The organism is Frankia sp. AgPm24 (assembly GCF_023243055.1).
Classification (GTDB): Bacteria; Actinomycetota; Actinomycetes; order Frankiales; family Frankiaceae; genus Frankia; species Frankia umida.
Genome location: NZ_JALKFW010000182.1, coordinates 20,655 through 28,036, shown reverse-complemented (window position 1 = coordinate 28,036; position 7,382 = coordinate 20,655). Strand labels below are relative to the sequence as shown.

Here is a 7,382-nt window from a genome sequence, read left to right as displayed (position 1 = left end):
GGGCGGGGGGGGGGCGCCGGCGGGGGGGGGGGGGGGGGGGGGGGGGGGGCGGGGGGGGGGGGGGGGGGGGGGGGGGGGGGTGGGTGGGCGGGGGGGGGGGGGTGGGGGGGGGGTGTGTGACGGGCGGGGTCAACGTGGGCCTTCCTGGACGAGGCGGGCCGGGCGGGGCGACCCGGTGTGGTCGGGAGATGGCGGGGTGGCCAGGGCGGCGTGCAGCTGCCGCCGGGCGTCGAGGGCCGCGCGTAGCTGGGCGTGGTCGCCGGCGAACACCGGGGCGATCGTGTCCGGGGCGAGGGCGTCGAAGCCGGCGTCCGGGGCGAGTCGCCAGGCGGCGGTCGTCAGTAGTTGACGAACGGGCGGCACCGCCCAGTGGTCGGGGGAGTCGCCGGTGATCAGCGTGGTGATGGTGGCCAGCGCCGTCCGGGACAGCGCCGCCGACCAGGGGCCGGTGATGCCGGTGAGCAGGACCGCCGCGAGCTCCGCTGGCGATCGCCGCCGAAGCGTTGGCCGGGACGCCGCCGGTGGGTGTCGCCCGGCGGCGTTCTCGGCGCCGGGGTTTTCGGCGCCGAGACGCTGGCATCGGTGCAGGGCGAGGCCGAGGGCCTCGGCGCGGGCGGGCTCGGCCAGGCAGTTGACCAGGCGAGCCAGCTCGCCCGGTTCGGAGTAGGGGATGAGCGCCAGGACCCACTCCGGTTGGGCGTGGCGGATCACAGCGGTGCGCAGCCAGTCGCGCATCCGGGCGGCCGGAGCGTGCCGCACACCGGCGATGGCGACCTCGGCGGCGAGGAAATCCGCCGGGGTCAGCCCGCTACGCTCGGCCCATCGAGCCGGGTCGACCCGGGCAAGCTCGCCGTACAGCAGCATCGCGCGGTAGTCGGTGGCGCCGATGCCGGGCTCGCGCTGGCGGGGATCGCTGATCTGGTCGCGGCGCATCTCGTCGGTGAGCTCGGTGGGGGTGGCGAACTCCAGCCGGTGGCGGCGCCGCCCGGGCAGCCCATGGCGGGTAACGGTGAGCAGCCCGTCGGTTCGCCTCGCAGCCCGGGTCTCGATGCCGGCGCCGGGCAGGGCGAGCGCGGTGCGCACGGCGGCCTGGGCGACGTCGGCGCGCCGGTCGCCGAGCGCGTGGTCGAGCAGGTCGACGTCCCAGGGGCCGAGGCCGGTCCGCAGGATCTCGCAGTAGGCGACCCGCTGCGCCGCGGTGGCCTGGTCGAACGGCGCGAACGCCGGGCCGCCCGCGGGGCCGCGCAGCAGCGCCGCCGCGGCGGCCGGATCGTGCTGGCGCAGCTGCCGCAGCAGGGTTCGGCGGGTGGCCGCCTTCGCCGTCGCCCAGCTGGCCTGGCCACTCGCCGCCGACGACGACGCTTCGTGGGCTGCCTCCACGGCGAGCGCCCACGCACCGTCCGGGTGCAGGTCTGCGAGCCACCGGCCACGCGCACCGAGCACCCTACTGATCGTCATCCGGAGGTCCGACTCGCGCTGGCCCCGCGACAGCAGATCGCAGAGCAGCTCGGCCGGCGCGTGCCAGCCGGTTTCGGCCATCGCCGTCAGCCAGGCCCGCAGCGCTTCGGGCTGCGAACCGGCGAGCACCTCCTCGAGCAGGCGGGCATGCTCCGGGGCCAGGATCCGGGCCTGGTCGGACGGCGCCTGGGCGGGGGCGGGAAGCCCCGCGGCCCAGGTGGGGAGCTGCCCCGCTCGGCGCGCACCGGCCGCGAGCGCGGCGGTGCGCAGCAGCAGCTCCGCGGCGACCGGCGCACCGTCGTCACGGCCCAGTGCCCGCGCCAGCTCAGGAACATCAGGGACGGCGGCGCGGCCCGTGCCGACCACCGCCGCGTCGATCAGCCGCGACCAGCCGGGTGCGGCCCGCACCGCCAGGGGTTCGTCGACCGCCGGGGCCGCCGGGGCCGCCGGGGCCGCCGGGGCCTGGACCGGGGACCGGACGGCGGACAGCGGGGTGAGCGCGAAGCCGTCCCATTCGACGGCCAGGTCAAGCCGGTGACCGCCACCCATGGCGAGCAGCCACCAACCCCAGCTGGCGGCGATGTCGCCGGCCAGCGGCAGTGCCTGCCCGTCACGGTCACGCAACAACCACGGGGCCGCACCATGGGGCGGGAGGACGGTGATCTCGCGGACGACGAACGCGACCGGATCGGCCCAGGGATCCACCTGCAACGTGGCGGCGTAGGCGGCGAGCAACCCCACCCAGCTCGAGACCGCCTCGTCGGCGGGCACCGTGCCCTCGCCGGACACCAGCGTGGTCAGCGGCTCCGGGGCGGCGGCATCGGCGAGGGCGAGCCGGGTCGGCCGGCGCCCGGGGTAGGCGGCGACCACCGCCTGGACCCGGCTGAGCGCGGGCAGCCCCGGCGGCGGGGTCTGTTTCCCGGCGCCGTAGCTGACCAGCTGGGCGAGCCCGGGCGCCCCCGGCACCCGCAGCCACTGCCGGCGCCCCTGCAGCTTGCCGGCGACGAAGAGCCGATCACCCAGGACATCCACCGAGAAGTGCCGCCGCTCGCCGGCGAGTACATCCGCACTCGAGCGGGTGAAACCGACTCGGTCCCGCACCACCTCGACAAGCGCCGGTGGCAGCTCGGCCCGCCGTGACCAGCCCTGGCAGAGCAGGTGCAGCCGGGCGAGCCGATCGGTGAGCCGACCAGGCCAGTCGGGCCCGCCACGGGCGGCGATCAGGCCCATCTCCCGGACGGCCTCGGCGAGCCCGGGCGCCTGGGCATCCACCATCCGCGCCGCGGTGGCCTCCCACCAGGCCGGACGTTGGGCCTGGGCGGCGCCGAGCCCGCCGTCGGCCAGATCGAGCAGCCAACGGTCGAGCTCCGCCACGCCGCCGTCGACCCGGGCCTCCCGGCGGGCCAGGGTACGGGCCGACGACGCCGCCCTGCCCGCCGGGCGCACACCAGCGGCCACACCGGCGACCGGGGCGGCCCGGGCGGCCCGCCGCTCGAGCCACCCGGCCGCCCAGTCGGGTGGGGCACCGCCAGCGGCGACGGCGCCGGGAACCGCACCGGCGAGAAACAGCAGGCCCAGCGCGTGCTTGCACGGGAACTTACGGCTTGGACAGGTACAGGTGGAGGCGAAGGCGGCGCCGGTCAGCGCCACAACCTGATAGGGCTTCGACCCGCTGCCCCGGCAGGCACCCCACAGCGCACCGCCCTCGCGACCAAGCTCCGACCATCTGGCGGCCACACCGAGGCGTTCCCCGGCCCGGGCCGAGGCCGGGTCGGGGGCGAGCGCCAGCACGGCTTCGCGGGCCAGGGACGAACCGGGTGCGACGGACATGGGGCGATCCTGGCAACCACCTCCGACACTTTTGACCGTCGACGGTTCAGGCCCTGGTCACGGCGGCGGGCCGCGTTCCGTCCGCGGTGGATCGCCACAGCGGACGTGCACTGGCGGCGGCGATCCGTACCGCCGTGACCGGTGGCCGTGGCCGCCAGGCCGGGACGGCGGGAGCCTCGAAGAACTCGGCCCAGATCCAGAGCGTGACGACCAACATCGGTGTTCGGCAACGACGACGGTTGTGGGCCTCGGGAGAACGGGCCCGGCCAGCGCGGATCGCCGAACGTCCGGCCCCGGCCGCCGCGACGGCCGGGGCCGGATCAGAGGCCGTCGCGGAAGACACTGATCCGGCCGATGCTCAGGTTGGCATCGTCGGCGATCGGGCTGATCGGCACTATGCGCACCGGCAGGCTGTCGACGTCGAACGAACGGTCGAGATGCAGCTGGTCGACGATGTCGGTGATCTCGAGGACGAAGGTGAGGCCCTGGCCGGCGTGGTCGCCGTCGGGCGTGCTGGCCTTGCGCAGACCGAACGGTGAGACGCTGCCGGCGAGCCGGTCGGGATGGGTCGCCGGGTCCTGGTCGTCCGGCACGCCGACGTAGACGTCGAACGCGGATGTGTCCGATCGTCCGCGCACGTTCTCAAGGTTCAGGAACACGCGGTCCGGGGTCGCCGGCGTCCTGGGGGACGGGTGATCGTCCGGGGTCGGGGGTTCACCGGAGAGGCTCGCGGTGACCTTGCGCCGCATACCGGAGTCGAGGTGCACGTGGCTGCGTACGTCGCCGCCCCGGACCAGCACCGCATCGGTGGTGGCGCCGACCAGTTCGACACGGGTCTCCTCGGGCACGGGCTGCGTTCCTTTCACGGGAACGGGGGCGGAGATCCCGAGTCGGACCAGCCGCTGCGCCGGTTCGGCGGGAGGTGAGGCGATGAGTGCCGGCGCCAGATCCGAGTACTGGTAGCCGAGCCTCTGGATGCTGACCAGCTGGGCGGGGGTGAAGGTCCACGTGGTGCCGTCGTGCCACGGCATCGCGAAGGGCCGCCGGCCGTTGGCGGCAGGGCCACTGAGCCAGCGGGAGCTGGTGGGGTTGAGATGGGTCGGCGACGACCGGTTCCACGATTCCCAGAGCCGGTCGATGTTCGCGTGGTGCAGCCAGAAGATCGGGTCGAGCCCGGCGCTGTCGGGTACCGCCATGGCCCCCGGTTGGTTTCCGCTGCGCCCGCCCACCAGGGTGTGCACCATGTTGTGGGGCTGGTTCTCAAGCCGGCCGTAAATCGACCCGGAGTGGGAGAATCCGGTGTCCACACCGCCGAACCCGGGGCTGCCGCCGCTGGTCACGCCGGTGAAGACCGGTTCGTTCATGGCATTCAGGTCCACCCGGCTCAGGGGCACGGATACCTGACCGTTGCCGGTGGGGCCGTACCGGGCCTGCACGAACAGCGGGTTGGCGCCTCCGTCCGGCCAGGTGGTCTGTGCGAACGCGGGTGGGATCGCGTTCTCGCCCGGCTTGAAGTAGTTCCAGTACGGCAACGCCCAGTTGGCCGGGCCGCCGAGGCTGACCACCGCGGCCCGGATGTTGTCCTCGAAAGCGTACAGATATCCCCGGTGCCACGGCAGAAAGTACCAGCTGGCGTGCTGGCACTGAGCCCAGAACCGCCCGCGCAGCGCGCTGCTCGGCAACTGCTCGGTCGGGCTGAGATAGCCGAGCTGCTGCCACAGCTGTGAGTTGAAGCCGTGGATGCCGGCGTAGAACCGCCAGCTGGTGGGATTGGTGATGGGGCGCGCCCGCAACGCGGCGACACCACGGGCGTACCAGAGGATCGGATCGGCCCAGGTACTGCCGAGCTCCCACACGTTGGACCGGATGTTTGCCATGGCTCCCCCTTGATCGACCCTGGCGTTCGACGACGTGTGGTCACGCGACTTGCTTTTCGCCGACATACCGATGCGTGTCCGGCTACATCATTATCGGATCGGTGGAAACTCGGCAATACTCGCCACGCCGGCCGGGTAAAATTTGCTTACCAGCCAGAATCCGGTTCCGGATGGTTGGTGCGACTCCGTGTGGGGGCGGTGGAACTCGTCGACTTCCGCCGCGCCGTCGACACCGCCGTTGACCGCGCGCGGGATCGAGGTGCTCCGGCTGGTGGCCAAGGGTCGGACGGTGCAGAACCACGTCCACAGCATTCTCGGGTCCACAGCATTCTCGGGTCCACAGCATTCTCGGGTCCACAGCATTCTCGGAGGCCACGCCCGCGCAATCGCGTCGAACTGACCCGATTCGCCGTCCGGGAGGGCCACGATGACGTGTCGTGGTCGTGGGTCCGCCGGTCAGCACGCGTCGCCGGAGGACCGAGCACGTTCTTCGATGTCGTGCACAAGGGTGTGCAGGCGCCGGTCATGCGCGGTCCGGTGGTCTATGACGAGGTTGGCGATGCCGCGCAGCAGGGCGTAGGGCCGCCACCTGGCGGGGGCGATGCTGAGGGGTGCGCGCCGGGTGATGGCGTCGACGAGCAGGTCAGCGGCCTGCCCGGCGGTGAGGCGAGAGCGCATCGGCCGAGGGAGCATCTGGTGGAGACGATGGCCCAGCGGGTCGTCGTCGAGGGTACGACGGGTCAGCGGGGTGTCCACGACACCGAAACAGGCGAGGCCGGCGGTGACCCCGTGCGGGGCCAGCTCCGCGCGCAGGGTTCGGCCGAGCTGTTCCACCGCGGCTTTCGTCATCATGTAGGCGGCTCCACCCACACCGGGTGTGAAGGCGGCGACGGAGGAAACGACGACGACATGTCCGCGCCGGACGATCACCTGTTCCAGCGTGGCCCGGACGGTGTTGAACGTTCCGGTCAGGTTCACGGCGACCACGCGGTCGAACTCGGCGGGGTCAGTGGTGCGCACCGTGGCGACCGGTGGCCCGACACCCGCGTTCGCGACCACCACGTCCAACTGACCGAAACGCGCCACGACGGTGGCGACCGCGTCGGCGATGGCGGCACGATCCCGGACATCCACCGGCAGGAACAGCGCGCGGGAGGAGCCGAGATCGGCGGCGAGCCGTTCACCGGCCGGCACATCGACGTCGAACAGGGCGACTCGTGCGCCGCGGCCGTGCAGCCGACGGGCCAGCGCCGCGCCGATTCCGCTCGCGGCGCCGGTGATCAGCACGACTTTGGTGGCCACGTCGTAGACCACGGTTCTCCTCGCGATGCGTGGACGGGCGGCGGATGGCGGGCGGGCGTCTCGGCCACCGTCCATGAGAGTTCGAGCCGCCAGACCTTGACCGAATCTCTGATCCTGTCAGGTGAGGAGTGTGGGCATGGCCCGTTACCAGGCGCGCGAGCGCGTCCCGACGGCGCCCCCCGAGGTGCGGCGTGCCAGTTGATCACGGCCGTCCGCTGGCCCTGGTGACCGGGGCCAACCGGGGGATCGGGCTGGAGGTGGTGCGTCAACTCGTCGAGCGCGGCTGCGATGTGCTGGCGGGAGCACGCGATCCGGCGGCGGGGCGGCGCGCGGCGACCGAGATCGATCCGGGTGGCTCGCGGGTGAGCGCCTGCCCACTCGACATCGCCGATCCGGCGAGCATCGCGGCGGCCGCGGCCCAGCTGACCGAGCGGTACGGACGGCTTGACATTCTGGTCAACAACGCCGCTATCTCCTATGACCCGAGTGCACGGGCCATCACCGTCGACCTTGACGGTGTGCACACCGCGCTGGAGACAAACCTGTTCGGTGCCTGGCGGCTCACCCAGGCGCTGCTTCCGCTGCTGCGCCGCAGCCCGCATCCGCGGATCGTCAACGTCAGCAGCGAAGGCGGCTCGATCAGTCAGCTCACCGGCGGAACGCCGGCCTATTCGGTGTCGAAGGCGGCGCTGAACGCGCTCACCCGGTTGCTCGCCGGTGAGCTGCGCGAGGACCGTTTCCTGGTGAACGCCATCTGCCCCGGCTGGACCGCCACCGACATGGGCGGCGGCGGTGGACGGCCCGTCGCGGCCGGCGCGGCCAGCGTCGTATGGGCGGCGCTGCTACCCGATGACGGCCCGACCGGCGGCTTCTTCCGCGACGGCCGCCCGTTGCCCTGGTGATCTCCGCACCGGG

At 73.2% G+C, this 7,382-nt stretch carries 5 protein-coding genes; 1 reads left to right on the top strand and 4 read right to left on the bottom strand.

All coding sequences use genetic code 11. The features are described from left to right. Positions 1-129: 129 nt before the first annotated feature. From MXD61_RS12585 to MXD61_RS12570, 4 genes are all read right to left on the bottom strand, one after another. Positions 130-3,288, bottom strand: a complete 3,159-nt coding sequence (locus MXD61_RS12585) for an SWIM zinc finger family protein (RefSeq protein ID WP_248813114.1) — start codon at positions 3,286-3,288, stop codon at positions 130-132. 46 nt (positions 3,289-3,334) lie between these two features. Then, on the bottom strand, positions 3,335-3,505 hold the full coding sequence (locus MXD61_RS12580) for a hypothetical protein (protein ID WP_248813112.1): 171 nt from the start codon (positions 3,503-3,505) through the stop codon (positions 3,335-3,337). Positions 3,506-3,608: 103 nt separating this feature from the next. Further along, entirely contained in the window at positions 3,609-5,165 is a 1,557-nt protein-coding gene (locus MXD61_RS12575; protein WP_248813111.1) for a tyrosinase family protein, read from the bottom strand. Between the two features lie 456 nt (positions 5,166-5,621). Beyond that, complete coding sequence (locus MXD61_RS12570; RefSeq protein ID WP_248813110.1) at positions 5,622-6,479, bottom strand: short-chain dehydrogenase/reductase; 858 nt, start codon at positions 6,477-6,479, stop codon at positions 5,622-5,624. A gap of 179 nt (positions 6,480-6,658) precedes the next feature. On the opposite strand from MXD61_RS12570, the gene MXD61_RS12565 reads away from it, so the two are divergent. After that, entirely contained in the window at positions 6,659-7,369 is a 711-nt protein-coding gene (locus MXD61_RS12565; RefSeq protein ID WP_248813109.1) for an SDR family oxidoreductase, read from the top strand. The last annotated feature ends 13 nt before the right edge of the window (positions 7,370-7,382 follow it).

Bases quoted from the DNA above. Each gene is read 5' to 3' on its own strand.
- MXD61_RS12585 (WP_248813114.1), bottom strand. From the start codon at position 3,288: ATGTCCGTCGCACCCGGTTCGTCCCTGGCCCGCGAAGCCGTGCTGGCG.
- MXD61_RS12580 (WP_248813112.1), bottom strand. From the start codon at position 3,505: ATGTTGGTCGTCACGCTCTGGATCTGGGCCGAGTTCTTCGAGGCTCCC.
- MXD61_RS12575 (WP_248813111.1), bottom strand. From the start codon at position 5,165: ATGGCAAACATCCGGTCCAACGTGTGGGAGCTCGGCAGTACCTGGGCC.